Source organism: Bacteroides sp. AF32-8BH (assembly GCF_003435205.1).
In the GTDB taxonomy this organism is placed as follows: Bacteria; Bacteroidota; Bacteroidia; order Bacteroidales; family Bacteroidaceae; genus Bacteroides; species Bacteroides ovatus.
This window is the reverse complement of the sequence record NZ_QVLZ01000001.1, coordinates 321,793-347,054: the sequence shown is the minus strand read 5'-3', so window position 1 is coordinate 347,054 and position 25,262 is coordinate 321,793. Positions and strand designations below refer to the sequence as shown.

Below are 25,262 nucleotides of genomic sequence, written 5' to 3'. Positions count from 1 at the left end.
ATTTTGATTAATAATTTCATAAAACGAGCTATTACGGGTGTACTCTTCGTTGCCATCTTGGTGGGGGGCATCCTTTATGACGCATTCAGCTTTGGTATTCTGTTTACCGCTATCAGCGCACTGACCATTTATGAGTTCGGACAGCTGGTAAATATGCGCGCAGAAGGAGTGAAGATAAACAAGACTATTAATATGCTCGGCGGGGCTTACCTATTCCTTGCAATCATGGGATTCTGCATTGATGCGGCCGATTCGAAGATATTCATCCCGTATGTGCTTTTATTGCTTTACATGATGATTAGCGAGTTGTATCTGAAAAAGGAAAACCCGGTACTTAACTGGGCTTATTCTATGCTTAGCCAACTTTATATCGGACTACCTTTTGCTTTGCTGAATGTATTAGCATTCCATAACGATCCGGGATCAGAATACAGTAGCGTAAGTTACAATCCTATCCTACCGCTATCTATCTTTATTTTCCTTTGGCTGAATGACACGGGAGCCTATTGCATCGGTTCATTGATCGGCAAACACCGGTTATTTGAACGTATCTCTCCCAAGAAATCATGGGAAGGTTCTATCGGCGGCGGAGTGGTAGCAATCGGAGTATCTTTTATACTCGCTCACTACTTCCCATTTATGTCAATGATTGAATGGGCAGGACTGGCCTTGGTGGTTGTTATATTCGGCACATGGGGCGACCTGACGGAGTCGTTATTGAAACGCCAGTTGCACGTTAAGGATTCGGGAACCATTCTTCCGGGACACGGTGGGATGCTCGACCGCTTTGACAGTTCCCTGATGGCTATACCGGCAGCAGTCGTTTATCTATATGCATTAACATGGTTCTAACGGGGGATTCTTTCTCAATCGATTAGAGCTGAAACAAAATACAAAAGGTCGGGAACTTCTACGGAAGTATCCCGACCTTTTTCACACACAGTAAATCATAGTTAGGTTATCGGATCGAAGAAGTGGAATGAACATCCTTCGCTGCTTCCGGTACACCGACCGGATGATCCAGATCAAGCACAATCACTCTTCCTTCTCCATGTTCTCTTGAGTTTATTGTCACCTTAAACCCTTTGGGTGCTACCCAGGAATCTTTCGGCGTAGGGAAGAATTTTTCCAGATTATAAGAAACTCGTCCCCATCCCCAATAGTCAGTCACATCCTCATATGTATTATAACGCAGTTCCAAATGTATGTAACCATCTTCATCCACATTCAATGTTCCCGGTTCTGACGGTTCGCCCGGCTCTCCCGGTTCCATCTTATTTTGCACAAGGCTGATACGATGTTTCTCCGAACGAGGCAACTCCTGACGGAAAATTACGTTCAGGAACTTTCCTCCCAACCACATATCACCCTGATAAATCAGAATAGGATCATTTCCGAATTCTTCCGCTTCTTCCTCTGTCGACATATCTTCCACTTCTTTTGTCAACAGTTCCTGTATGCCTTCCATCTTCACCTGAACTCCTTTTCCTCCTTCCATGTCATACAAAGGATTGAAAAAAGCCACAACACGTTCACCGTCCACTGGTTTAAACCAAGGAATAGAAGTAGCAACCGGATCAATCACCCCCCAATTATCACCTTCCAAATAATATCCTCCTCCACCGGTTGCACGAACAGTCGCCCAGTCCCAGCTGAAATCTCCAATAGAATAACCATCATCATCACATGATTGCAACATTGGCACTAATGCCAATAATAAGATTCCTAAAAGCCACTTAAATTTTTTCATATCTTTTTCCTTTCATTATTTTAGTCTTCTGCTTTATAAATAAAAAAGCCGTGCATTTACTGCATCGGCTTTACGTTTATTCAGAAAAAGAAAGTTATTTTTTCAACAAACGCAGCATTTCACGAGCTGCATGACGGGGAGCACCGGCAGGTCCTAACCGTTCGGCTACATATTCATACCCCGAAAGCATCTCATTTCTATATGCTTCATTTTCAATGATATTTCTCAATTCGCTCTGCATATTCTTCACGGTCATCGTATCTGCCACCAGTTCTTTGACTACTTCACGGTCGGCAATCAAATTTACCAACGAAATAAATTTCACTGTCAGGATATGACGCCGCAAAAAAGAAACCACTTTCCCGATCGGAGTGTAATAACAAACCACTTGAGGAACACGAAACAATGCCGTCTCAAGCGTAGCTGTACCCGAAGTAACTAAAGCTACATCTGCATGCTGCAACAGGCTATAAGTCTGATCGAAAATGATTTTCACTTTCGCTTCTCCTACATATTGTTTATAATACTCGGGAGCAATGGCAGGTGCACCGGCCAAGACAAGCTGATAATCAGGAAAAGCGGAAGCAGCCTTCAACATATCCGGCAGATTATCTTTGATTTCCTGTTTCCGGCTACCGGCAAGAAGAGCGATAATCGGCTTATCCTCCAATTGGTTCTCCGCAATAAAGTGCTCCTTATTTTTCGGATGAGCTGCCTGATAGGCTGCCACCTCATCCACCGTAGGGTTTCCTACATAGTGAATGGGGTATTGATGCTTTCCTTCGAAGAATTCCACTTCAAAAGGAAGAATGGAGAAAAGCTCATCTACATCTCGTTTTATATTCTTGATACGGTATTCTTTCCACGCCCATATCTTCGGAGAAATATAATAGTAAACCGGTATCTGTGTCTTTGCATGGACAAACTTGGCAATATCAAGATTGAATCCCGGATAATCTACCAGAATAACAACGTCCGGTTCCCAGGAAACAATGTCTTCTTTGCAACGCTTCATATTTGCAAAGATAGTGCGCAGATGGAGTAATACAGGGATAAATCCCATGTATGCCAACTCCTTATAATGCTTCACCATCGTTCCTCCGACAGCCGCCATCAAGTCACCTCCGAAAAAACGGAAATCAGCCTGCGGGTCTTCTGCCTTTAAGGCAGCCATCAGATGAGAGGCGTGCAAGTCGCCGGAAGCTTCACCGACAATCAGATAATACTTCATTGAGTTGAGAGTTGAGAGTTGAGAGTTGGTAGGGATAGATGACTAACAGGGCGTCATGCTTTCTTTTTCAAATTTCAACTAATTAAACCATTTATTAAGTTCGTCCATAAAGTGATAAGCCGTCACGTCAACCGTAGTCGGGGTGATAGCAACATAACCATTTGCCAAAGCCCAATGATCGTTCTTCTCGTTTTCAGGTTCATGATCGGTAAATTCACCGGTCAGCCAAAAATAGTTAGAATCATTCAGACGAGGGCAGGCAGCCCATTCATTCGTCCAACGTCCTTTCGCCTGTTCACAGATTTTCACTCCTTTTATATCGGCTGTATCGGGGAAGTTCACATTCAGACAAGTTAAAGGAGGAAGTCCTTTTTCCAAGATCATGGCAGCGATATTGCGGATATAAGGTCCGGCAGCTTCAAAATCAGCATCGGGTGCATGATTGCACAAGGAGAAGCCAATAGAAGGAATTCCATTCAAACAGCCCTCAAAAACCACTCCCATCGTACCGGAATAATGCACGTTGGTGGCAGAATTATCTCCATGATTGATACCGCCGACTATCAGATCCGGAGTCCGATCGAGCACTGTGTTTCGTGCCAATTTGATGCAATCGGTCGGTGTTCCCGAACATTTATAAACAGTCAAGCCCACTTCTTTCTTTACTAACTGGTAATGAACCGGCTGCGTCACCGTCAGCGCACACCCACTACCGGAACGCGGAGCATCAGGTGCCATCACTATAATCTCACCCAAAGGGCGAAGAAACTTCACCAGTTCATTAATACCTTTAGCCATCACGCCATCGTCATTCGAAACAAGTATCAACGGCTTCTCTTTTTCCATATATTCAATCCTTTCCTTTTTTATATTCGCACAAAAGTAACAAAAAGAAGCCGTACCACCAAACACCTCCCCGCATCAGATCGAAAAGTCTCTTTCACCCCCACTCCTACCCGTTTACAAATCTTAATCTTCTGCAAGCGAGCAAAAAAAGAAATAAATATCCAATATAAATATGTATATTTGCAAGCTCATAAAGAGAAAGGTAAATGATGAACCTGTCGAAGTTTGGTAACCGTTTCGTCCGACAGTTATTAACAAAACAGGCGACTTATCAACAGAAATTGCAAAGTTTCTCTTTTTTCGTAGGCGCTCTAAGGATTTATCACTTATTTCGCTGCCAATAAATTTAGAGAATATGGGAAAAATTATTGCTTTGGCCAATCAAAAAGGCGGTGTAGGAAAGACAACGACTACGATTAATCTCGCAGCTTCACTTGCTACACTGGAAAAAAAGGTACTCGTGATAGATGCCGACCCGCAAGCTAATGCCTCTTCCGGTCTGGGAGTAGACATCAAGCAGTCGGAATGCACTATCTATGAATGTATTATTGACAGAGCCAACGTACAGGACGCTATCCTTGATACGGAGATTGATTCTTTGAAAGTAATCTCTTCGCACATCAATCTCGTAGGAGCAGAGATTGAAATGCTGAACCTCCCAAACCGAGAAAAGATACTAAAAGAAGTACTCACGCCTTTGAAGAAAGAATATGACTATATCCTGATAGACTGTTCGCCTTCATTAGGACTGATCACGATCAATGCCCTGACGGCAGCCGACTCCGTGATTATCCCCGTTCAAGCTGAATATTTTGCTCTTGAAGGTATCAGCAAATTGTTGAATACCATCAAAATCATCAAGTCGAAACTGAATCCGGCTTTAGAAATCGAAGGTTTCTTACTGACAATGTATGACTCCCGTCTGCGTCAGGCTAATCAGATTTACGACGAAGTGAAACGTCATTTCCAGGAACTGGTGTTCAACACCGTTATTCAACGAAATGTGAAATTGAGCGAGGCTCCCAGCTACGGTGTCCCGACCATCCTTTACGATGCGGAATCTACCGGCGCCAAAAATCACCTGGCCCTTGCTAAAGAGATTATCAACCGAAATAAATAAAAGAAAGAAGAAGATATGGCAACACAAAAAAGAAATGCATTAGGACGTGGTCTCGACGCCTTGCTCTCAATGGATGATGTGAAAACCGAAGGGTCTTCTTCCATTAATGAAATAGAGCTGGCAAAGATTACTGTCAATCCCAACCAGCCCCGCCGTGAGTTTGACGAAACAGCATTGCAGGAACTGGCTGATTCCATTGCGGAAATCGGTATCATCCAACCTATTACCTTACGCAAACTCTCGGACGATGAGTATCAGATCATCGCGGGAGAACGTCGTTATCGTGCATCACAAAGAGCAGGACTGAAAACGATCCCTGCTTATATACGCACTGCCGACGACGAAAACATGATGGAAATGGCGCTGATTGAAAATATCCAGCGTGAAGACCTGAATGCCGTAGAAATCGCACTTGCCTACCAGCATCTGCTCGATCAGTACGAACTGACACAGGAACGTCTTAGCGAACGTATCGGAAAGAAACGAACGACGATCGCCAACTACCTGCGCTTACTGAAATTGCCGGCTCCGATACAGATGGCCCTGCAAAACAAGCAGTTGGACATGGGACATGCCCGTGCACTGATTTCATTAGGCGACCCTAAACTACAAGTTAAAATATTCGAAGAAATACAAGAACACGGATATTCAGTCCGCAAAGTAGAAGAAATTGTTAAATCATTAAGCGAAGGAGAAGCTGTGAAAAGCGGCACACGGAAAATAACACCCAAACGTGGTAAACTTCCTGAAGAATTCAACTTATTGAAGCAACAACTCTCCGGCTTTTTCAACACCAAGGTACAACTCACCTGCTCTGAAAAGGGAAAAGGCAAGATCAGTATTCCTTTCGGGAACGAGGAGGAACTGGAACGTATCATGGAAATCTTCGATACGCTAAAGAAGTAAATGACAAGAAAAAGTAAGAAATATCAGTTACTAGTCAGCGCCCTGCTTCTCTGTTTTTTACAGGTGGCAGGGATTGATGTGTATGCACAATCCACAGTTACTCCGGCACGGAAAGATACAACAATCATACAGCGAGAAGCGCCGAAAGCCCGTGCACGAAGGCATCGTGATCCGATTATACAAGACTCGGTGAAGAAGGATTCTATCCAAATCATACCATCCAAAGAACTTCCGGCCATCGACAGTTTGTCAGCTGCTAAAATACAGATAGCGGACAGCTTGGATGCAGCCAACAAGAAAGAGCTGAAAAAGATAGAGCAACCTGCCTCCATTGTTGTAAAGACCGACACTGTGCCGCCACCTGCTCAAGATATCAACAAGAAAATATTTATCCCGAATCCGACCAAAGCAACGTGGCTGGCAGTCGTATTCCCCGGTGGAGGACAGATTTACAACCGTAAATACTGGAAATTACCTATTATATATGGAGGATTTGCGGGTTGTGCTTACGCCTTAAGTTGGAACGGTAAGATGTACAAAGACTATTCGCAAGCCTATCTGGACATTATGGACAGCAATCCGAATACGAAAAGTTACGAAGATTTGTTGCCCCCGAACTCCACTTATAATGAGGAGCAGCTAAAAAACACACTAAAAAGAAGAAAAGATATGTTCCGTCGTTATCGGGACCTTAGTATATTTGCTTTTATCGGAGTTTACCTGATCTCTATCATCGACGCTTATGTAGATGCAGAGTTGTCTAACTTCGATATAACCCCCGACTTGAGTATGAAAGTAGAACCGGCTGTAATCGACAATAACAACCAGTTCCGCTCCAACAGTTTTAAAAACAAGTCGGTTGGTCTGCAATGCGTATTACGATTTTAAAAAACACAATTTAGATTGATCTTATTATTGAAGCATGAAGAAATTAGTTAACTATTGTTCGATTATTTTTCTTTTACTAGTGGCCACGTCGCAGGTAAAAGCGCAAAGTGTAGATGTAGTGATTCGTGAAAATGGAACTGAACGCAAAGAAAGCATCGACCTGCCTAAAAGTATGACTTATCCACTTGACAGTCTATTGAATGACTGGAAAGCTAAAAATTATATTGATTTAGGCAAGGATTGCAGTACGGCTGAAATCAATCCTTTATTCAGTGACTCTGTCTATATCGACCGCTTGTCACGCATCCCGGCCATCATGGAAATGCCTTATAATGATATTATCCGCAAATTCATCGATATGTATGCAGGACGCTTGCGCAATCAGGTTTCTTTCATGCTAAGTGCCTGCAACTTCTATATGCCGATCTTTGAAGAAGCACTGGATGCATACGGACTTCCACTGGAACTAAGATATCTGCCGATTATCGAATCTGCGTTGAACCCATCAGCCGTATCACGTGCAGGTGCTTCCGGTCTGTGGCAATTTATGATTGGTACAGGTAAGATCTATGGTTTGGAATCAAACAGCCTGGTAGATGAACGCCGTGACCCGATTAAAGCGACTTGGGCTGCCGCACGTTACCTCAAAGAAATGTATGATATCTATGGAGACTGGAACCTGGTAATTGCTGCTTATAACTGTGGCCCCGGTACAATCAATAAGGCAATCCGCCGTGCCAATGGCGAAACTGATTATTGGAAAATCTACAATTATCTGCCTAAAGAAACACGTGGCTATGTGCCTGCCTTTATCGCTGCCAACTATGTGATGACTTACTACTGCGATCACAATATCTGCCCGATGGAAACTAATATTCCGGCAAGTACTGACACAGTGCAAGTAAACAAAAATCTGCACTTCGAACAAATCGCTGACCTTTGTAATGTACCTCTGGATCAGATCAAGAGTCTGAATCCGCAATATAAGAAGCAAATGATTCCGGGTGACAGCAAACCTTATACGTTAAGACTGCCTATTGACGCGATCAGTACTTTTATCGATAAGCAAGATACGATTTATACGCATCGTGCCGATGAGTTGTTCCGCAACCGGAAAACCGTTGCTGTAAAGGATATTACACCTGCAACCCGCAAAACGACATCAGCAGTTGCCGGTAAGGGAAATCTGACCTATTATACAATAAAAAGTGGAGACACTTTATCCACTATTGCCAGAAAGTATGGTGTCACAATTAAGGATATACAAAGGTGGAATGGAATGTCTAGCACTAAAATTGCAGCAGGAAAACGATTGAAAATATACAAATAAATAACTTCCTGCTTGCATCGTTCGGAAATTTGCTTATTTTTGCAGAACTAAGCAAGTGAAAGGATAACAATTATGGATAATCTGGCCCCCAAAGAAATAGCTGACGAAGAGATGATTAATCAGGCGTTCCACGAACTACTGAATGATTATCTCAATACTAAGCATCGCAAAAAAGTTGAAATCATTACGAAGGCTTTCAACTTTGCCAATCAGGCGCATAAAGGTATCAAACGCCGTTCGGGCGAACCTTATATTATGCACCCGATTGCCGTTGCCAGCATTGTATGCAATGAAATAGGTCTCGGTTCCACTTCTATATGTGCAGCCTTGCTGCATGATGTGGTAGAGGACACTGATTACACAGTGGAAGACATCGAGAATATCTTTGGTCCGAAGATCGCCCAGATTGTGGACGGACTGACTAAAATATCCGGTGGAATCTTCGGTGACCGCGCTTCGGCACAGGCAGAGAACTTCAAGAAGTTGCTGCTCACCATGTCGAACGACATCCGGGTCATTCTTATCAAGATAGCAGACCGCTTGCACAACATGCGTACCCTTGGTTCCATGTTACCCAACAAGCAATATAAGATTGCAGGCGAAACGCTTTACATCTATGCTCCACTTGCCAACCGCTTGGGGCTTTATAAGATAAAAACGGAGCTTGAGAATCTAAGCTTCAAATATGAACATCCCGAAGAATATGCGGAAATAGAAGAGAAGTTGAATGCTACTGCCGCTGAACGTGACAAGGTTTTCAACGACTTCACGGCCCCGATTCGTACCCAACTGGATAAGATGGGATTGAAATACCGGATACTTGCCCGTGTAAAATCAATCTATTCCATCTGGAACAAGATGCAGACCAAACATGTTCCTTTCGAAGAAATATACGATTTACTGGCTGTTCGAATCATCTTCGAACCACGTAATGAAGAAGAAGAGCTCAATGACTGTTTCGATATCTACGTTTCTATCTCCAAGATATACAAACCCCACCCGGACCGTTTGCGCGATTGGGTCAGCCATCCTAAAGCTAATGGTTATCAGGCATTGCACGTCACTCTGATGGGTAACAACGGACAATGGATTGAAGTCCAGATTCGTAGTGAACGGATGAATGACGTTGCCGAACAAGGTTTCGCAGCCCACTGGAAATACAAAGAAGGAGGAGGCAGCGAGGATGAAGGTGAATTGGAAAAATGGTTAAGAACGATTAAGGAGATATTAGATGATCCGCAACCGGATGCCATTGACTTTCTGGATACCATTAAGCTAAATTTATTTGCTTCTGAAATATTCGTGTTCACTCCTAAAGGCGAACTGAAGACTATGCCGCAGAACTCTACGGCTCTCGACTTTGCATTTTCCCTGCACACGGATATTGGTAGCCATTGTATTGGCGCCAAAGTCAATCATAAATTAGTGCCGTTGAGCCACAAATTGCAAAGTGGTGACCAAGTTGAAATCCTTACTTCAAAATCGCAACGCGTACAACCGCAATGGGAAGTTTTTGCAACCACTGCCCGTGCCCGCGCCAAGATAGCAGCCATTCTCCGCAAAGAGCGTAAAGCAAACCAGAAGATAGGAGAAGAAATCCTTAGTGAGTTTCTGAAAAAGGAGGAAGTCCGTCCGGAAGAAGCTGTTATCGAAAAGCTACGCAAACTGCATAATGCCAAGAATGAGGAAGAACTGCTGGCTGCCATTGGCAGTAAAGCAATCGTTTTGGGAGAAGCGGACAAGAATGAACTGAAAGAAAAGCAAACCAGTAACTGGAAGAAATATCTGACTTTCTCTTTCGGCAATAGCAAAGAGAAGCAGGAAGAGAAAGAACCGCAGGAAAAAGAAAAAATCAACCCGAAAGAGGTGCTCAAACTGACGGAAGAAAGTTTGCAGAAGAAATATATCATGGCCGAATGTTGCCATCCTATTCCCGGTGATGATGTATTGGGATATGTGGATGAAAACGACCGGATCATTATCCACAAACGCCAATGCCCTGTTGCCGCCAAACTGAAGAGCAGTTATGGCAACCGTATATTAGCAACAGAATGGGATACACACAAAGAATTATCTTTCCTGGTATATATATATATAAAAGGTATAGACAATATGGGACTTTTGAATGAAGTCACCCAGGTTATCTCCAGGCAGCTCAATGTAAATATCCGTAAGCTAACCATCGAAACCGAAGATGGTATCTTTGAAGGAAAAATTCAGTTATGGGTACATGATGTGGATGATGTAAAAACCATCTGCAACAATCTGAAGAAAATACAGAATATCAAACAGGTGAGCCGTGTAGAAGAATAGCTTTCAAACGGTAAATAAGAAAACGATGAACGGTGAATAAGTTGCAGTATCATGCAAATTGTTCACCGTTCATTTTGTTATGAGGTTTCTTGCCTATCGAATCCATGATCGATTAGCATTTATTTATTCCCGTCCATCCAATTCGCGTTTAATAGCCAAAAGCTCTTCTTTTATCGCTTTCAGCTTATTTACAATCTCATAATTACGAACCGTAGCTTCTTTATTATCCTTCAAACGTTGCCGGGCACCGGGAAGTGTCATGCCCTTTTCTTTTACCAAATGATAGATAAGACCGATCGTTTCTACGTCTTCTTTGCGGTACTGACGTATTCCTCTTCCCGCTGTCTTAGGAGAGATTTGCGGAAATTCCTTTTCCCAAAAACGGAGCAATGACGGATTGACTCCGAACATGTCGGCAACCTCCCCTATTGAATAATATAGCTTCAATTCTTTGTCTGTATTAAGCATAACACTCCTGTTTTAAGATTTTAATCGAATACTTTACCATGATTGGCTGCCAACTGAATCATCTTTTCATAATCTTCGGCACTCAAATCCATGAAATAATAATTGACCGGATTCACTACCTGCCCTTTCACGTGCACTTCATAATGCAGATGCGGACCGGTACTTTTTCCTGTACTACCCACTTTTCCGATAATCTCACCACGTACCACTTTCTTTCCGACTTTCGTATTAAATCCCTGCAAGTGAGCATACCGAGTGAGATACCCGAAGCCATGATCTATCTCAATGGTATTACCATATCCGGTTTCCCATCCCACTTTCACCACTGTTCCGTTTCCGGTAGCATATACATCCGTTCCCGGATGAGCAGAGAAGTCCATGCCTGCATGGAACTTTGTCGTACCATAAATAGGATCGATACGTGTACCATAACCGGATGCTGTCTGACGAAGATCCTTATTCGAAATAGGCTGTATGGCCGGAATACATTTCAGCATCTCATCATGGTTCTTACACATATCAATCACATCATCGAAAGATTTCGACTGGATATAAAGCCTTTTGGAAAGCACGTCCAATTTTTGAGTCGTGTTCACCACCAGCTTGGCATTCGCCAAATCCATCAGTTCTTCGTAACGGTTCGTCCCGCCATAACCTGCCTGACGAATAGCCGGAGAAACAGGATCTGCCTGTAAAATCACTCGATACAGATTATCGTCACGTTGCTGAATATCCTGAAGCACTCCCATAGCGTCGTCCAAACGCCGGGAAAGCACATTGTACTGCGCCAAAAGACGGCTGTTTTCAATTCTTAATTCCTTCTCCGACGGAGAACCAAAAATCAAAAGCAATACAATAAAGCAACCTGCTCCCAACCCCATTCCATAGAAAAGCCGACGCAGGATACTAAGCGCACGCTGCCGTACGGTAGGGTAAATTCGATCATAAGTCTGGGTCTGTGGATTATAGATGTAGTATACTTTGCGCATCTTTTTGGAAATATTTCGCTTGTTAATACGGCAAAAGTAATAAAAACAAGCTATCTTTATTACCTATATTGATTATCAAGCAATTACATAATCGGTTATTAAATTCTGTGACAACATCTCATTTCAACCACTACAAAAATACATCTTCTAGCCATAACAACCAATTATTTAAGAAAAGAAAGCAATAAAAATAAAACATTTATCCTATCAGAATATTCTATACGACATTCTTCCAACACAACAGTGACTAGGTAATTCACTATTATAATTTCTTGGCATCACTTGTAATAGAGATAAAAAAGCCAGCTATCATCACTGACAACTGGCTATATTCTAATTATTTATTGAGTAGACTTTCTAAGGTCATTTTCAATATACTTTGTTTCTCTTCACTTTTAGCTTCTAGGACTCTTTTTACTATAGCATCTGGCATTTGTTTTAAAGCGTCACAAACAAGTTTATACCCATGTTCTGTAGACAGGTCGGCAACTACAGTAATCAAGTATCTTTTAGCGATAAAGGAATTGTCAAATTTAGTTCGTGCTGCATCCAAAAAGTATTTAGCACGTTCCAGATTATAATCTGTTTTTATTTCTTTACCTGCAATCAAATTACAGTATGCTGTCTTTCCCAACTTACCAGGAGCAAAACAAGCAATATAACCTATCGTAGTGGTTGGATAACCTAAATCGGCAAGTTCTTTTGTAAATTTTGCCAACTCATTTTGGGGATTAAATAGTGCCGCGCCATTAGCATAATCTGCACCACTCCACGGGTCAGTAATTGTGTTTGTTTCAGAGAGAATCTCTTTAGTGTTCTCATTGCTGTAACATTCATACAAGAACAGCTTTTCTTCATCTAAACCTGTTTCTTCGGCTGCCGTATATCTATGTTGTCCCTCAACAATGGCAACATACTTACTTGCTTCTTCATCCGGTATATCCTCTTTCGTAATAGGATGCACCAAAGTACAGCCGTCATTTACCGCTTTTTGTCCGTCTACATACATTAAAGGGACAAGATTCATTCCAAATTTCTCAAAGGACTTTTTCTTTCTTGAAATGTTCTTTGAATTAACACTACGATTGCCTTTAATAAAAGCAATCATTTTGCCTTCAACATAGAGGTCTTTTACAGTAATGATATTTTTTTTCATTGTCTATATAAATTTAGAATAATTGGCAATATTACCAACGCTGCGAAGGTAAGAAACCATAAATTACTTTTCGTGAAAAATCAGATTATCTCGAAATTTCACATTTCCTCTATGAACCTTCTATATTTAGACCTTATTTTTTCAATTTCTGGATTAGGCAGTAAGATTAAGGGGAACGACTGCCCGTTTACTGTGAATAGAGAAAGTTTTATTGGGGATTTATTATAGTCGCGCATTAATGCTCTATAATTATCTGTATTTATTGGAACATTGTTCTTAAAACGACCAAACAAGTATAGGATGTATAAAACAAGCTTCTTTCTGTTTGAGGACATTTTTCCACCTTTGTATTTGCTCAAGAAGGCTTTCAATTCTTGTGCAAAATAATAATTCAAGATTCTTTTGTTTGCTATTTCATTCATAGTGGTAATCCTTTCAATTGTATAATGCTTCAAGTTATCTACTGTTACAATATCATCTTGCAGTTCTAAATAAGCTTGTTTCATTTTATTAATCAGTAGTTGACTAGAGATAGTAAACTTTTTGGTTTTAGTTGACGATTTACCTTTTTTCGTTTCTGTTGGCAACCTACCCACTACTTCAATACTTGCAACCTTCATTCCATCGTTTAGGTGGTTGAACAAGTCTAAATATTGGTCTGCTACAGATATGGATAGTTCAGCAACATTACATCCCATTATCATAGCGTACAGCAATACGGATAATCTCCATAATTTTAATGCATCCAGTTCCTCTCTTTCTAAATATTGAGCTAGAGTACTATCGTTAACAAAGACTTCTTCACTTAGCAATAGTTTTCGTTTGTTATCATCTATGATTATGGTTTCAGCGAGTTTTACAGCTTCCTCATAATTTATAGCCTTGATATTGTTCAATATAATATGTTTGCTTTTGTCATCTATGCTTGTGGCTACCTGCAAGCATCTCTGCATATAAAAATCTACATATTCATTCATGGTATTATCTTTTAAAATCAATGACTGCAAAGAAACAAATTTATCCAATATTCCAGTCCACTGTATTATAAAAAATAAGGCAGTAAATGAATTTTCACTTACCACCTTATCAATGACTTAGTTTCATCATGTCTTACAGGTATAAAAAATAAAATCATAAATATCTGGCATGAATCAGTTACAAGAACTGCTTTGCTTGCTACCTCAAATCGCATCCTTTTGAAGATATACGCACATATATTCCAATAATCCAAAATATATATCTTGTATTAGATTTACCTGATTCTTATCAATAACTTTGCCGTAGATAAATCAATTACCAACCTATTTATTTCTACAAAAATATGCAAGTAACACCAAAGAGGAATAACACAATTCATTATTTACCACAAGAGATTAGAGAGACTAGATTAACAGAGGTTACATATTTACCTATTACAAGGGAAATGTTAGAACAGTTATTCTCTAATTCATCTAAGAAGGATAAGCATAAATTGGTTAAGAAGAGAAGGAAATGAACTAAAAAAGGCAGCAAGTGAATTATTTCAAATGCTGCCTTTCTTCTTATTCATTATCAGGATTGGCATTAAAACCTTTTATAATGGTTCGTCCTTTTGAACTCTACATTGTAGGATTCTCTTTTAAAGAATTATGTTTATCCATTAAATATTGATATGTCCAAGAATAATTGTCAAGGTTACATTGCAGATATTCTTGAATTGCAGGTATTCCATATATAAATGGCAAATGGCTCTTACAATATATAACCATAATATTTCTTTTTTTATTGATGGAATATGACAAAGTGATACGTCCCTCTAAATTCGTTTGATTTATAGCCTCTTTCATAATGTTTACATCTATGGTTAAAGGTACTCCAAATATCTTCCATAGTGTAATGAAAGGTACCCTATTATCCGCATCAATAAAAAAATCCTCACCTTGATATTTAAAACAGATATCATCTTCATCATTAACTTCTGGCTGACATCCAATTTCTTTCAAGGTCTTAATAACCAAATTTCTTGTTTTATTATCTTCTGCATCAATAGCCATATCTACAATTTTATCATTTAACAAACTTCTCATAAAACTTCTGCATTATATCAATAAATTCATTTGGCAGCCTTTTAAACACTTCATATACGATATGTTGAGGTATTTCTTTATAATATGCTTCTGCTATTCCACCTGTAATAGAACTCATTGTATCAGCGTCACCACCTAAAGATATAGTAAGACGAATGGCATTTTCAAAATCCGTACTTTCCAAGAAAGCAATAATGGATTCTGGAACTGTACCTTGACAACTTGGATTGCTTTCATAGTTCGGTCTTATTTCCTTACAAGTTCTATTAAGATTATAGTCAAAAGTTGTTTCAATGTATTCTTTAATCTCTTGCTTTGTTTTTCCTATACGAGCCAAGTAAATACAGGCTGCTGTAGCCTGTGCTCCTTTTATTCCTTCTGGATGATTATGTGTGACTTCTGCGCTTTGTTTGGCAGCTTCTAATGTCTCCTCTAAAGTATCAAAAGCCCAACCTATAGGACTTACTCGCATGGCAGAACCATTTCCCCAACTGCCGTATGGTTGAGGATTTTCTTCTCTTAACCATGATTGAAACCAACCGCCATAATTAGCTTGATAACTATGCCCATAGTCTTGCATTATTCCTAAAAGGCTATCACCTGTTAATAACCAATCTGCATTTGCAACAGTCATAACAGTGTCATCTGTAAAAGTGGAATAATCGAAAAATAGCTCAAAGTCTGTAGTCTTTATTGAACGAAATTCATAAACAGAGCCTATTATATCTCCTGCTATTGCACCTATTAGAATATTGTTTTTCATATTCTCATTTCTCTGATTATTAGATTAATATAAATGATTAAATGCTGCTCCAATATATAACCATCTTTTAATTAGAGGTGCTTTATGAAGCATATTCCAACCTATTGGTACTAGTCTTTCTTTAGATTTTTCCAAATGGATATTCTGATATTCCAACTTGTTAAAGAAATCTTCACGTGCACTATAAGAACAACCTATGTTGGTATAAAGATAACTTTCTATATGAGGAATTTCCACTATGAATGGAATTTCATGTTTGGAGTTTAATCTAAGCACCCTCTCTGTTTCATCAATAGAATAAAATATTGTTGCTATACCATGGATATTGGTTTGATTTATAGTTTCTATTACCCTATTAATATTAGGGTTGTCTAAACTTATTTTTGCCCAATTTATATCCCAAATAACAATAAATGGAGATTTATCGTCACTATCAATATAGATACAATCTTGATAACGAGTTATAAATTTTACTTTTCCAGTTGTTTCGTCTATTTCTGGTTCGTAGCCTATTTTTTTCAATATATCAATAAGCAACTTTTTATTCTCTTGTAATTTTAACATGATTACCGTTCCCCCCTTTCATTCATTTATCGTTGTTATCAGAATGTTGATTGTTGTATAAAATAATCTTCTTAAACACATCACCTGCCATTAGTCCACCACTTGCAGGTAATCCAGTCTTATTAATAGATACAATAATACTATACTTGGGATTATCAGTAGGGAAGTAACCACAGAACTCTACCGCATACATACCCTTAGTACTATCCTCGTTAGTAGATAATGAACTAGTTCCCTGCATACCTGCAACTAGTACCTTATCAGACTTGGCATGTTGACCTAATCCGTTAGTAACATTAAATACTAGAGCTTTCTTCAAACTATCAATACTAGCCCTACTTGCTATTTGGGGATTAATAACTACTACACTATCCTTATATAGTTGAGGCTGTATCATCTTCCCATCATTGGCGATAGCATTATAGAAGGTAAGGACTTGAATAGGTGAAATAAGCTGTTCATATCCTATACAGTTCCAAGTGATATTTTTTTCTGTAATCTTGTAAGGTTGTAGACTGACAATTCCATTGATACTATCTGGCTTACCATAACTCATATTAGCAAGTAAATCAAAAAAGGTTTGAGGATTATCACCAAATGCTTTCTCCATAGTCTTATAAGTAGCAATATTGGAACTAACTGCCAATCCTTCTTGTACTGTAAGCTCACCATATCCACCTCTATGCCAATTATGGTCTTTAAGCTCTCTGCCATGAACTTGGTAGATACCATTTCCAGTATCAACCTTATCACTCAACTTCACCTTACCAGTTTCTAAAGCTGCCAATAGCGATATTGGGTGCATCAGACCAGTAGACTGCCATACAGAGAAGTTCTCACATGATTGGTAGTTCGTACTGTCTTTCCTAGTAAGTCCAACCAGAGCTTTTATTTGCCCTGATTGAACTTCCATTACTATAACCTGCCCAGATTGGGCATTTATCTCTGACAACTTGCTTTCCAATATGGCAGTAACATTAGTTTGTAATGTACTGTCTATGGTGGAAATAGGTGCTGTTACTTGCTGTCTGGATTGGCAAGAACAAAGTACAACGATTAATATAGTGCACTTTAACAATATCTTTTTCATACGAGCATACCGTATAAATTTATATACAAATCATAGTAATGGATGCAGGCGAATATTGATTATTCAAGGCACTAACAATAACGGGAATGCCACAAAATACATTCGTACTCTGTATCTCCTTTGCAATCATAGAGATGTGAGGTTCAATTCCCAATAGGTGAATTGCTTTTAGATTATCCTCATAATCAATTAATAAGTGCACATCATAGTACCCTAATTTATAATTGCTTAAAACAAATCCCATTTTATAAAAATTATCAAATTCCTTTTTATCTCTTGGCTTATATTCAACGCCATGCTCCAAACATTTCTGCTTGAAATTGATAATAAATGTTTGTAAACGATTCATACTCTCATTCATTTACGATTATAGTTACTTCAAATCAGTTAATTTTACTAATTCGTCACCAGTATTAAGCCATAAGGCATAAGAAAATCTATTAATAGTTTGGGAAGCACAGAATTGATAATATTCTTGCATTTGTTTCTCATTAAAGAAGTGACAAGCATCCATAATGTGCATAGCGGCATCAATATAGGTGTACATATCCGTATCTATAAGCCTATAATATTGCCTTATATGCTTTTGGCATGAATTAAATATTGCATCCAAAATAGTCATGGCAGTTACATCTCCTTGCTTCTCATTTAAGAAAGTAACTTGCTGACTAATATCTGTTATAAATTCTTGGGTATTGGTATGCGGTATGCCAATTAATATATTTTGTTGTGGCAGAAAGTCTGGATGTCTGAAACGTGATGTTATGACACTGTCTATTACATTTCCCTCTTCCAGATTGATTATTATGTCACTTCCTTTTAAAGTTACCATTAATTTGCGATACATAATTCCATTTATTTATGTTTGTCCTATTTATTCTTTATGTAGGCATATAAGAAGAAACCTGCAATAACAAGTATGACTATTATATGTAATGCCACACTACCGTTACTGTTAAAATCTGCATAGTCTGACATCCTACCTCTGCTTAATAAAATTATCAATGAATACATAATCTTAAATTTTAATAGTTCTGTATGTTAGTTGCTATTCAACCTTTCATAGTGAAGGGTATATAATCTAAATAATCCTTGTTAAAAGGTTGAATATAATTCTGTGGATTCATTCTACTATCTGATAATAGAACTGAATAGGTAAGTAAGTAGTATGTCTGCTTCTTATAGATATTGATTTATACTTCCCAATTCTCCCCAAGAAAGTAGTTAATCATAGTATTTAAAGTACTAGAGAACCGATAGCATATAATTGACTGCTATAATACTTTATTTTGTCACAAATATAATAATTACTTAGTTTATTTGCCCAAAGATTTTAATATAAAAATGCCTAATCTCTGGATTTAGTAAAGATTTTAACTGTCTACATACTGTTTGAGAGGTAGGAGCTAGTTGTAAATATGCCTGTTTCATAGTCTATTATTAGTTGTATCTAGTTCCCGATAGATACAATTCTACATACAAATAGGTGCGGGAACTGCCAATGTATATGTCTCCAAGCATCGCCAAACGCTCCAATCACAAATACACAACAGTAACCCGCACCAGACGATATATGAACTATCATTAGATAGGCATATAGCACTAGTGCGGTGTTGTGCACGTTCCTGTGATTGTATAAATTTTGGCGAATTTAGAGACAAGAACTATGCAAAACACCTTTCGTTAATATGTCCTCCTATTTCTAGGATTGGCACAAAGATAATGAAAGGTTTTAATATGTAAATAAGATATGTCGATTAATCTTAGATTTCTTACTCTTCAATATGGCTATTATTATAAATATGATTAACTTTGTCTGCAAATTAAAACGAAGAGAAATGTCTAATAATAATACAATGGATAACACATCGCAGATAGAACTATTTCAGAAGTATTGTTCTTTATTGAAGAAACAAGACTTTGATAATGCTAATACTCTATTCAATAAGATAGATTGGTTTAGATTTTGTAAAGTTGGTTACCATAATGTACTAAAGACTGTTCCTGTAATAACAGAAGACCTTTTATTATCCATTTTCTGTAGTAGGGATAGTCGTGGTTTATGGGATTTCTATATTGATAACTTCATTCTAAAAGTCAGTATTCGTCGTAAAATGTCTCCAAAGGTTGAAGCATTTGGTTGGAAACATGTTTATCAAATGGATTATCCTGCTCGGGATGACCGCTTTATATTAGTTTCTATATTGAGTAAATATTCATTGACTGATAGAATGACTAATGAGGAATTGGATTATTATAACCAATTTTCAGAAGAATTTACAATTTATAGAGGAACTAATGAAGAAGAATTTGAAAGTAAAGAGTTTGGAGTTAGTTGGACTCCCGAACAGAAGGTCGCGGAATTCTTCGCATTTAGGGAAGAAGAGTTGACTTCAGAAAGAAGTAAACGAATAGTGCTTGCGGCTACAGTTCATAAGGCTGATATAGTAACTTGTTTATTGGGAAGAAATGAATATGAGTTTATAGTAGCCCCCGAGCGTTTATTAGATATTCATGTATTATTGAATCAAAGAACTAATTTGTATGATATTTATGTTGATGAAGTGAGACATATTAGGTTATAAGTAGGACATTAAGAGTTTGTATTTAAACCTCTTAATATATCCTACTTATGTTTAGTCAGAAGCTAAGACAGTCATAAGTATTTAATAATTCCTCTTGCCTCAATCCCAAGTATCTTTTAGTAATTGATACACTGGAATGATTGAATAACTCCATGAGCTTAACAAGTGCAAGCTCCGAATTATCACTGTTCATATTATAAACCTGTCTGCCAAAAGTCTTTCTAAGAGAATGACAACTGAAATTACCTATATGTAACTTGTACTTCTTCTTAATCTCTTTCAGCATGACATTGATTCTCTGAACTGTGTACACTGTCCCCTTCTGACTTATCAATACAGGAGCATTTATGCCAACTGGATTTATATGCTCATAACAATCTCTGATATGTTGCTGTAGCTGCATATTAATCCTAATTGTCCTTTGCTTCCCTGTCTTAATCTCTATAATGGTAAATTCTTCTGCATCTAATATCTGATTCCACCTCAAAGCAAGAATATCAGAAATTCTTAGACCTGTGAAGCAACCCAAAGCGATAAGAAGTGACATCTTATAATTACTATCCCTTGCCAACTTTCTTACTAAGTTCATTGCTTCGCTCCATTGCAAATAATCTGCTGTTGTACTTGAATATTTAAGTGACATAACGTTCTGTTTTATAGTGAAACTAATAAAAGTGAATATTAATTTTGAGTTGGAATATCTAACTTACTGATTACTAGCTAAACATTCACTAATAACAGAAGTGAATGTTATACTACTGGCTAATAATAGAGAAAGAGTACCTATATATAGTATATAGATACCCTTATTAGTTCTTCATGTACTACTTCATCGTAATAATCTTGTATATAGTCCAAATAATCATCAAGAAGAATACAACAGGTGAAATTGCACACATAACAAGTAACAAGATAATCCAAGATATAACGACTAATAACGCTTGTAACATAATCTTTTGAATATTAATAGGTAATGAATAATCAAGGGACACCCTTATTATATGGATGCCCCTTTTAAGTACTCTGTAATACCACTAACTAAGAAACCACTGATATTTGTCATCACCGTGTAAAGCGGAACATATACCCGTTGCAAGTTCTGTAGCATTATAGGCTCTATCCAAGAATGAATCTATATAGCTACTCTTATTTGCACCTGTGAGCAAGTTGTAGAATTTCCACATAGACAAATCATTTCCCAAGCTACCAAAGTTCTCGTCATTGATATAAGCCTTAGCCACATTGTTAACCTGTGTATCAGTAAGCAACATTTTAGGTATATCCTTTTGATAGCCTTGCGGTAATGACTGATAAAGTCTCATTCTTCCAAGTAGTTGGCAGAACTGATGCTCTGTCATACTGGTATTGCCTAAAGACTGCATCAAATGTATGTGTTTGGCTGCATCGTATTTGTGGAACATTTCCAATACCGCTTGATATAAATCCCTTGTATTGGTAACTTCCAAGCAACTAAGATAACCGTCTGTAGATACACATAGATTTGTGCAAACCTTACAAGTAAAGCCAATAAACACTTTAAACCGCTCCGCACCTTTCTTTGAATAAAGATTGGTATGGTTATAAGCTCTCACACCACCAATAGTAAGTGTTAGCCTGTTACCGTGTACTGTCTCATAGATAGTAGGAACTTCAATAACAAAAGCGCACCTCTCGTAGTAGATAGTCTTGTCACTTTCTAATAACTGATTGGCTGGCTTATGTATTGCTTCGGGAATCCTACCTTTGATTACATGAGAAACACGAATGTCTGGCGATTCAATTTGTTCACCGCTAAAGAATGTATTGGTTGCATCCTGTACCGCTTCAATGAAAGCCACATGAGATAATGTAGCTTCGTTGTCCTTTGCGAATACGGGTATAATACAATCATTCCTTAGATGCTCCAAACTGGCTTCAATCGTATTGGCTTCAATGAATAGAGGTCGCTTCTGCTTAATAACAGGCTCTTCAATTATTACCGCTTCTTCTGCAAATTCACCAAAGTTTCTACTAGTTCTTTGTACTGGCATAATCTGTAATGTTGATTCCATAATCTGTAATTTATTAAGTTAATATTAGAAATTCCTCTGTCTGAAAGCTAACCAAGCCACAATCAGTATTAATAATCCAATAAAGAACTGTGGCATTAAGACTACTGGCACAATTAGAATTATTCCGAACGTCAATAAAATCTTTAAATTCTCCATACGCATAATAATAGATTAGTAAATAGTGTATTTAAGGACAAAATGAGGGTTTGACATGAAGTACTATTCATTCACTTATCTTTGTGCATCTTTATATGTAGACATATACAAATCGTTGATAAGTCCGCACATTTCAGAAGTTCAAAAGGTTTGTGGGCTGAATGGCAATTCATGTAATCCTTTCTTTTTCCTAATGATTTGTATGGGGGTGTAGAGTAGTTACACCGCTATAGAGTGCATAATATATACCTCATGCTCACTGTCTGACTAATAAATCCATTTTATCAAAGCATAGTATCTCAATAAAATGGATTTTCTAAAATTAAAGAGAGGGGAATAATAGTAGGTATTCTATCTATATGCCCAAATAAGTACTGTGTTTTTTATTTTGATTTAGAACAGTTTGGCTTAGTTCTTTTCCAATAAATGTACTATATTTGTGTGTTAGATATTAAATGAATTCTTATTACATAAGGGAAAGCAATAAATGAAACTAACAGACAAAAGATTGTGGTGGTTTGAAGGCATAATGTTAATATGCGGTATCTTATCTTCATATTTGTATGCTTTGAATTTTGGTATATGTATTTCACAAATACCAAGCATTGTTGTATTCTATACATTAAGTTGTTTACTAGGTAGTATAATAGCTTGGAAAGTTTATAAAAATAATGGTGTTTGGAAACTGCTCTGTTACGTTTTCTTGTTCTCCACCATTATATATTGTACTATCGACATGATACTAAGAGTTGTATATCCCAATCCCTATGGAAATTTATTTATGTTATTTGCAAACGGACTTCTTTATTGGTGCTTGTGTTCCATATTTCCAATAATTATTCTTGTATTTGGGGCTAAAAGAATCTTAAGGCTATGAAACTAACTGATAAAAATATCTGGAAGTATGAGGGTATAATATTACTTTGTTGTATAATTGCGATGTTACTTCATCCTCTTTCATTCATGGAAATTACTTGGCTGATAGAGGGTTCTGTTATTCCAACCTATCTATGCTCATACTTATTGGGTAGTATTATTGCATGGTTATTTTACAAAGGCAATTCTTGGTGGAAGTTGGCTTTACTTACATTTTTCTCCATAAACATTTTGTTCACATGTTTAATGCAAATAGAAGTCTATGACTGTGGGGATGCAATGACATGGCTCATGTTTACAACAATGAATATTTTTAATACATTGCTATCTGCTGTATTAATATGTGGGTGTTGTTACTATATCCAAAAACGATATAATATATGGAATTAACGGGTAAAAGATTCTGGATATTAGGATTACAATTGATAGTTATTGTATCAATCCTGTCATGTACAACAAAGAAAATAAGCTCTCCTGTTGCTTTAGGGAATATATTTACACCTGCGTTTTTTCAAACAGAGGAATACTTATCTGTAATAGACTATTTAGGTAAGAACTTGTGTTTACAGGATGAAATGGAACGATATACATACAAAATTTGTGTAAAGATTGATAGTTTGGGATTTGTTAAACAAGCTACGTTAATAGACGTAGTTCAACATTCGCATAATGATTCTATTTTATTATATACACTACTCAATATGCCCCAATGGCAACCTGCTAAAGAAAACGGTAAGAATATTCATTCGTCTGTTAAATTTCTCTTGCACTTATCTCCAAATCACTAAAAATAAGTATGAATTGTTATTTTAGGGGATTAATAGATTAAATATTTCACTTTATCAAAGCATAAACTCCAAATAAAAAACACTTCCTCAATAAAAGGGGGGGGGATGAATTTCAAGTACCCTATATTTTTGAGTTGGGGATATAAAAGAATCGCATTAGAATATAAGTAATAATTCTTATGAATGTTTTTGAACGCATTTGCATAAATAAAAGAATAAAATATGTATTGTAATTATTATTTGCATTTAATATATTTGCAACATAAATGTCAATAACTAATAAAGCTAATAAATTATGAAAAGGAATCTATTTTTATTATTGTTTGCAATTGCGACTTTATCCACATTCGCTCAAACAACATCTGAACATCTAACATTTAAAGGTGTGCCCATTGATGGAACCTTGACTGAATTTGTGTCAAAGTTAAAACAGAAAGGGCTTACTCACATTGGCACAGAAGATGGAACTGCCATATTAAAAGGAGATTTTGCAGCATACAAAAACTGTACAGTAGCTGCTATAGCTTTAAAACAAAAGAATTTAGTTGCTAAGGTTGGAGTAATGTTTCCTTCTTTGGAAACATGGTCGTCACTCTCAAATAATTACTTCTCCCTAAAAGAAATGCTGACTAAAAAGTATGGTGAGCCAGAAGTTTGTATTGAAGAATTTCAGACTAAAATTATGCAAAATGACGATAATTCTAAAATACATGAAGTAAGAATGAATAGGTGCAAATATGTTACAGGATATACCACAGAGAAAGGAGACATTGAATTACAGATTAAAGGTAGTTTTACGGATGGCTGCTATGTAACACTTATTTATTTTGATAAAATTAATGGCGAAGTAATCGAAGCGGAAGCTATGGAAGATTTATAAATTGTGCCGTATGAGAAAAATTATCATTTTATTGTTTGTATTTATTTGTTGTTTGACATCATGCTCAAATCAATCAATAGCTACAGATAAAACGGAGAAAGCAAATAGTCCAGAACCCGTATGTAATGCAACTTATCAATTATTTCCCACACAAAACATGTGGACTTTCATTAAGCTGAATACTAGGGATGGACGAATGTGGCAAGTTCAATATGATGTTAAAGGCAGTGAACGTTTTGAAGTAAATCTTAATACCACCTCATTTGCTACTAAGGAAGAGGAAAGGGATGGTAGATTTACTCTTTATCCTACCCAAAATATGTGGACTTTTATTCTACTAGACCAAATTGATGGTAGAATGTGGCAGGTTCAATGGTCAATGAAGGAAGATTCTCGATTTGTCATTCAGATATAAAATAAAAGCTCCAGACCACTAATAAGTTTGG

The 25,262-nt window shown here is 37.6% G+C and carries 25 protein-coding genes; 10 read left to right on the top strand and 15 right to left on the bottom strand.

The features are described 5' to 3' along the window. The first annotated feature begins 3 nt into the window (after window positions 1-3). A complete protein-coding gene (locus DWZ47_RS01430) occupies window positions 4-852 on the top strand; it encodes a phosphatidate cytidylyltransferase (protein ID WP_004310986.1) in 849 nt (282 codons plus the stop codon). Window positions 853-958: 106 nt separating this feature from the next. Here DWZ47_RS01430 and DWZ47_RS01425 read toward each other — a convergent pair whose 3' ends face one another. The 3 genes from DWZ47_RS01425 to surE form a co-directional block, all read right to left on the bottom strand. Next, a complete protein-coding gene (locus DWZ47_RS01425) occupies window positions 959-1,750 on the bottom strand; it encodes a NigD-like protein (protein WP_004310987.1) in 792 nt (263 codons plus the stop codon). Window positions 1,751-1,844: 94 nt separating this feature from the next. Then, a complete protein-coding gene (gene lpxB, locus DWZ47_RS01420) occupies window positions 1,845-2,981 on the bottom strand; it encodes a lipid-A-disaccharide synthase (protein ID WP_004310988.1) in 1,137 nt (378 codons plus the stop codon). A gap of 78 nt (window positions 2,982-3,059) precedes the next feature. Further along, window positions 3,060-3,827: a 5'/3'-nucleotidase SurE gene (gene surE / locus DWZ47_RS01415; RefSeq protein ID WP_008776782.1), complete on the bottom strand. Its 768-nt coding sequence runs from the start codon at window positions 3,825-3,827 to the stop codon at window positions 3,060-3,062. A 355-nt stretch (window positions 3,828-4,182) separates the two neighbouring features. Here surE and DWZ47_RS01410 point away from each other — a divergent pair, with 355 nt between their 5' ends. From DWZ47_RS01410 to DWZ47_RS01390, 5 genes are all read left to right on the top strand, one after another. Beyond that, entirely contained in the window at window positions 4,183-4,947 is a 765-nt protein-coding gene (locus DWZ47_RS01410) for a ParA family protein (RefSeq protein ID WP_004310990.1), read from the top strand. A gap of 15 nt (window positions 4,948-4,962) precedes the next feature. Further along, on the top strand, window positions 4,963-5,853 hold the full coding sequence (locus DWZ47_RS01405; protein WP_004301392.1) for a ParB/RepB/Spo0J family partition protein: 891 nt from the start codon (window positions 4,963-4,965) through the stop codon (window positions 5,851-5,853). Beyond that, window positions 5,854-6,741 carry a DUF5683 domain-containing protein gene (locus DWZ47_RS01400; RefSeq protein ID WP_004301390.1) on the top strand — a complete coding sequence of 296 codons (888 nt, stop codon included), beginning with the start codon at window positions 5,854-5,856 and terminating at the stop codon, window positions 6,739-6,741. 34 nt (window positions 6,742-6,775) lie between these two features. Further along, on the top strand, window positions 6,776-8,071 hold the full coding sequence (locus DWZ47_RS01395; RefSeq protein ID WP_004301388.1) for a lytic transglycosylase domain-containing protein: 1,296 nt from the start codon (window positions 6,776-6,778) through the stop codon (window positions 8,069-8,071). Window positions 8,072-8,143: 72 nt separating this feature from the next. Continuing rightward, a complete protein-coding gene (locus DWZ47_RS01390; protein ID WP_008776780.1) occupies window positions 8,144-10,384 on the top strand; it encodes a RelA/SpoT family protein in 2,241 nt (746 codons plus the stop codon). 123 nt (window positions 10,385-10,507) lie between these two features. On the opposite strand, the gene DWZ47_RS01385 is transcribed toward DWZ47_RS01390, so the two are convergent. The 10 genes from DWZ47_RS01385 to DWZ47_RS01340 form a co-directional block, all read right to left on the bottom strand. After that, window positions 10,508-10,852, bottom strand: coding sequence for a MerR family transcriptional regulator (locus tag DWZ47_RS01385; protein ID WP_004301384.1), 345 nt, complete (start codon window positions 10,850-10,852; stop codon window positions 10,508-10,510). 20 nt (window positions 10,853-10,872) lie between these two features. Next, entirely contained in the window at window positions 10,873-11,841 is a 969-nt protein-coding gene (locus DWZ47_RS01380; RefSeq protein WP_004305395.1) for a M23 family metallopeptidase, read from the bottom strand. A 337-nt stretch (window positions 11,842-12,178) separates the two neighbouring features. Beyond that, window positions 12,179-12,997: a hypothetical protein gene (locus tag DWZ47_RS01375; protein WP_055229287.1), complete on the bottom strand. Its 819-nt coding sequence runs from the start codon at window positions 12,995-12,997 to the stop codon at window positions 12,179-12,181. Window positions 12,998-13,095: 98 nt separating this feature from the next. Further along, window positions 13,096-13,974, bottom strand: coding sequence for a hypothetical protein (locus DWZ47_RS01370; RefSeq protein ID WP_225473856.1), 879 nt, complete (start codon window positions 13,972-13,974; stop codon window positions 13,096-13,098). Window positions 13,975-14,595: 621 nt separating this feature from the next. Beyond that, window positions 14,596-15,063, bottom strand: a complete 468-nt coding sequence (locus DWZ47_RS01365; protein WP_055229285.1) for a hypothetical protein — start codon at window positions 15,061-15,063, stop codon at window positions 14,596-14,598. Beyond that, complete coding sequence (locus DWZ47_RS01360) at window positions 15,044-15,826, bottom strand: ADP-ribosylglycohydrolase family protein (RefSeq protein WP_055229284.1); 783 nt, start codon at window positions 15,824-15,826, stop codon at window positions 15,044-15,046. Before DWZ47_RS01360 ends, DWZ47_RS01365 begins: the two co-directional genes overlap by 20 nt. A gap of 24 nt (window positions 15,827-15,850) precedes the next feature. After that, window positions 15,851-16,390, bottom strand: a complete 540-nt coding sequence (locus DWZ47_RS01355) for a hypothetical protein (RefSeq protein ID WP_055229283.1) — start codon at window positions 16,388-16,390, stop codon at window positions 15,851-15,853. Window positions 16,391-16,412: 22 nt separating this feature from the next. Beyond that, window positions 16,413-17,480, bottom strand: a complete 1,068-nt coding sequence (locus DWZ47_RS01350; RefSeq protein ID WP_055229282.1) for a penicillin-binding transpeptidase domain-containing protein — start codon at window positions 17,478-17,480, stop codon at window positions 16,413-16,415. Between the two features lie 19 nt (window positions 17,481-17,499). Continuing rightward, window positions 17,500-17,829, bottom strand: a complete 330-nt coding sequence (locus tag DWZ47_RS01345; protein WP_004323044.1) for a hypothetical protein — start codon at window positions 17,827-17,829, stop codon at window positions 17,500-17,502. Window positions 17,830-17,853: 24 nt separating this feature from the next. Further along, on the bottom strand, window positions 17,854-18,327 hold the full coding sequence (locus DWZ47_RS01340; protein WP_004296542.1) for a hypothetical protein: 474 nt from the start codon (window positions 18,325-18,327) through the stop codon (window positions 17,854-17,856). A 991-nt stretch (window positions 18,328-19,318) separates the two neighbouring features. On the opposite strand from DWZ47_RS01340, the gene DWZ47_RS01335 reads away from it, so the two are divergent. After that, window positions 19,319-20,065 carry a hypothetical protein gene (locus tag DWZ47_RS01335; RefSeq protein WP_011107535.1) on the top strand — a complete coding sequence of 249 codons (747 nt, stop codon included), beginning with the start codon at window positions 19,319-19,321 and terminating at the stop codon, window positions 20,063-20,065. A 55-nt stretch (window positions 20,066-20,120) separates the two neighbouring features. On the opposite strand, the gene DWZ47_RS01330 is transcribed toward DWZ47_RS01335, so the two are convergent. Both DWZ47_RS01330 and DWZ47_RS01325 read right to left on the bottom strand, forming a co-directional pair. Beyond that, window positions 20,121-20,708, bottom strand: coding sequence for a tyrosine-type recombinase/integrase (locus tag DWZ47_RS01330; protein ID WP_005679026.1), 588 nt, complete (start codon window positions 20,706-20,708; stop codon window positions 20,121-20,123). 391 nt (window positions 20,709-21,099) lie between these two features. Beyond that, window positions 21,100-22,116, bottom strand: a complete 1,017-nt coding sequence (locus DWZ47_RS01325) for a DUF3871 family protein (RefSeq protein ID WP_055230324.1) — start codon at window positions 22,114-22,116, stop codon at window positions 21,100-21,102. A gap of 1,412 nt (window positions 22,117-23,528) precedes the next feature. On the opposite strand from DWZ47_RS01325, the gene DWZ47_RS01310 reads away from it, so the two are divergent. From DWZ47_RS01310 to DWZ47_RS01300, 3 genes are all read left to right on the top strand, one after another. Continuing rightward, window positions 23,529-23,936: a hypothetical protein gene (locus DWZ47_RS01310; RefSeq protein ID WP_004296535.1), complete on the top strand. Its 408-nt coding sequence runs from the start codon at window positions 23,529-23,531 to the stop codon at window positions 23,934-23,936. A gap of 295 nt (window positions 23,937-24,231) precedes the next feature. Continuing rightward, entirely contained in the window at window positions 24,232-24,816 is a 585-nt protein-coding gene (locus tag DWZ47_RS01305) for a hypothetical protein (RefSeq protein WP_004323737.1), read from the top strand. 10 nt (window positions 24,817-24,826) lie between these two features. Continuing rightward, window positions 24,827-25,231: a hypothetical protein gene (locus DWZ47_RS01300; RefSeq protein ID WP_004323738.1), complete on the top strand. Its 405-nt coding sequence runs from the start codon at window positions 24,827-24,829 to the stop codon at window positions 25,229-25,231. Window positions 25,232-25,262 lie beyond the last annotated feature (31 nt).

Coding starts and splice junctions, on each gene's coding strand:
- DWZ47_RS01310 (WP_004296535.1), top strand. CDS start 23,529: ATGGAATTAACGGGTAAAAGATTCTGGATATTAGGATTACAATTGATA.
- DWZ47_RS01375 (WP_055229287.1), bottom strand. CDS start 12,997: ATGAAAAAAAATATCATTACTGTAAAAGACCTCTATGTTGAAGGCAAA.
- DWZ47_RS01350 (WP_055229282.1), bottom strand. CDS start 17,480: ATGAAAAAGATATTGTTAAAGTGCACTATATTAATCGTTGTACTTTGT.
- DWZ47_RS01325 (WP_055230324.1), bottom strand. CDS start 22,116: ATGGAATCAACATTACAGATTATGCCAGTACAAAGAACTAGTAGAAAC.
- DWZ47_RS01300 (WP_004323738.1), top strand. CDS start 24,827: ATGAGAAAAATTATCATTTTATTGTTTGTATTTATTTGTTGTTTGACA.
- DWZ47_RS01405 (WP_004301392.1), top strand. CDS start 4,963: ATGGCAACACAAAAAAGAAATGCATTAGGACGTGGTCTCGACGCCTTG.
- DWZ47_RS01305 (WP_004323737.1), top strand. CDS start 24,232: ATGAAAAGGAATCTATTTTTATTATTGTTTGCAATTGCGACTTTATCC.
- lpxB (WP_004310988.1), bottom strand. CDS start 2,981: ATGAAGTATTATCTGATTGTCGGTGAAGCTTCCGGCGACTTGCACGCC.
- DWZ47_RS01385 (WP_004301384.1), bottom strand. CDS start 10,852: ATGCTTAATACAGACAAAGAATTGAAGCTATATTATTCAATAGGGGAG.
- DWZ47_RS01365 (WP_055229285.1), bottom strand. CDS start 15,063: ATGAGAAGTTTGTTAAATGATAAAATTGTAGATATGGCTATTGATGCA.
- DWZ47_RS01345 (WP_004323044.1), bottom strand. CDS start 17,829: ATGAATCGTTTACAAACATTTATTATCAATTTCAAGCAGAAATGTTTG.
- DWZ47_RS01360 (WP_055229284.1), bottom strand. CDS start 15,826: ATGAAAAACAATATTCTAATAGGTGCAATAGCAGGAGATATAATAGGC.
- DWZ47_RS01355 (WP_055229283.1), bottom strand. CDS start 16,390: ATGTTAAAATTACAAGAGAATAAAAAGTTGCTTATTGATATATTGAAA.
- DWZ47_RS01400 (WP_004301390.1), top strand. CDS start 5,854: ATGACAAGAAAAAGTAAGAAATATCAGTTACTAGTCAGCGCCCTGCTT.
- DWZ47_RS01335 (WP_011107535.1), top strand. CDS start 19,319: ATGTCTAATAATAATACAATGGATAACACATCGCAGATAGAACTATTT.
- DWZ47_RS01410 (WP_004310990.1), top strand. CDS start 4,183: ATGGGAAAAATTATTGCTTTGGCCAATCAAAAAGGCGGTGTAGGAAAG.
- DWZ47_RS01425 (WP_004310987.1), bottom strand. CDS start 1,750: ATGAAAAAATTTAAGTGGCTTTTAGGAATCTTATTATTGGCATTAGTG.
- DWZ47_RS01330 (WP_005679026.1), bottom strand. CDS start 20,708: ATGTCACTTAAATATTCAAGTACAACAGCAGATTATTTGCAATGGAGC.
- DWZ47_RS01340 (WP_004296542.1), bottom strand. CDS start 18,327: ATGTATCGCAAATTAATGGTAACTTTAAAAGGAAGTGACATAATAATC.
- DWZ47_RS01390 (WP_008776780.1), top strand. CDS start 8,144: ATGGATAATCTGGCCCCCAAAGAAATAGCTGACGAAGAGATGATTAAT.
- DWZ47_RS01370 (WP_225473856.1), bottom strand. CDS start 13,974: ATGAATGAATATGTAGATTTTTATATGCAGAGATGCTTGCAGGTAGCC.
- surE (WP_008776782.1), bottom strand. CDS start 3,827: ATGGAAAAAGAGAAGCCGTTGATACTTGTTTCGAATGACGATGGCGTG.
- DWZ47_RS01380 (WP_004305395.1), bottom strand. CDS start 11,841: ATGCGCAAAGTATACTACATCTATAATCCACAGACCCAGACTTATGAT.
- DWZ47_RS01395 (WP_004301388.1), top strand. CDS start 6,776: ATGAAGAAATTAGTTAACTATTGTTCGATTATTTTTCTTTTACTAGTG.